The sequence below is a fragment of the Endozoicomonas sp. SESOKO3 genome (genome assembly GCF_024606255.1).
Genome location: NZ_JAHHPR010000497.1, coordinates 1 through 1,378, shown reverse-complemented (window position 1 = coordinate 1,378; position 1,378 = coordinate 1). Strand labels below are relative to the sequence as shown.

The 1,378-nt window shown below is 49.3% G+C and carries 1 protein-coding gene; it reads left to right on the top strand.

All coding sequences use genetic code 11. The annotated features are described in order from the left end of the window. Positions 1 to 305: 305 nt before the first annotated feature. The coding region (locus tag KDK18_RS08660; RefSeq protein ID WP_306670898.1) for a 5'-3' exonuclease H3TH domain-containing protein at positions 306 to 1,378 on the top strand (1,073 nt) is incomplete at its 3' end.

The window sequence follows — 1,378 nt, the reverse complement described above, 5'->3', positions numbered from 1 at the left end:
CTTTGCTGATTGTTGCCGATTCAGGTTGAACAACTTTGGGAGGCTTTTCCAATGCAGCTTCTGTTGGGTTAGTGGACGGTGGAGAGCTGGCACAGCCGACGAGAAATAAAGACATGATTGTCGCAAAAGCCAGTGAACCTGTTATTGATTTCATCGCGCGCCTCAAGGAATAACCATGTGTCTAGCGGGAAAAAGGGATTAGAATAGCAGTCTACTCCAATATTTGGGAGGCTGTAGCTCTCGGTGTTCACCCACATCAATGTCTGAATGCTACTGTTACCCATTAACCAGAGATCAATTCAGCAATGTCAGATCAAGCCTGTACGCCCCTTGTGCTCGTAGATGGGTCTTCTTACCTCTATCGGGCTTTCCATGCTTCAGAACGAGCGAACCTGAGAACATCAGACGGTCGTCCAACAGGGGCTATCCGTGTGATGACGAACATGTTGAAGAGTCTGCTTAAGGAGTATCCGGGCAGTCCGGTGGCAGTGGTCTTTGATGCCAAGGGGAAGAACTTCCGGCACGATATGTACGAAGATTACAAGGCCACCCGCAAGCCCATGCCGGACGATCTGCGCTCACAGGTTCAGCCGATTCACGAAATGGTTCGTGCCCTGGGTATGCCATTGTTGATGATTGATGGCGTAGAAGCGGACGATGTCATTGGCACACTGGCCAAAGAAGCCACAGAGAAGAAAATTGATACCGTCATCTCAACCGGTGACAAGGACATTGCTCAATTGGTTTCCGGGCATGTGACTTTGATCGATACCATGAATGATACCCGTACCGATCTGGACGGCGTCGTGGACAAGTTTGGTATTCCTGCTCACCTGATTATTGATTACCTGGCCCTGATGGGTGACTCCAGTGACAATATTCCCGGTATGCCCGGTGTTGGGCAGAAAACCGCTCTGGCTCTGTTACAGGGGATTGGTGGTATTGATGAGATTGCCAGACGTCTGGACGAAGTACCTGCCCTGGGCTTCAGAGGCAGCAAAAATTTTGCCAGTAAGTTTGAAGAACATAAAGATATTGTCTTGCTCTCCCGGGATCTGGCCACCATCAAAACCGATGTGGCGTTGCCTGTTGCGATTGAAGATCTGAAAGCGGAACCCATTGACAAAGAAGCTCTGTTGACTCTGTACAAAGAGTATGAATTCCGTTCCATGATCGCTGAACTGGAAAAAGGCATGGGCGGAGGTGCAGAACCTGAGCCCGTCAGGCCTGCTATTCATGCTGAATATGAGACGGTTCTTGATAAAGAGACCTTTGGCCGTTGGCTGAACGTATTGAATGACTCGGAACTGTTTTCTTTTGATACCGAAACCACCAGCCTGGATTATATGGAAGCGGAACTGGTCGGACTCTCTTTTGC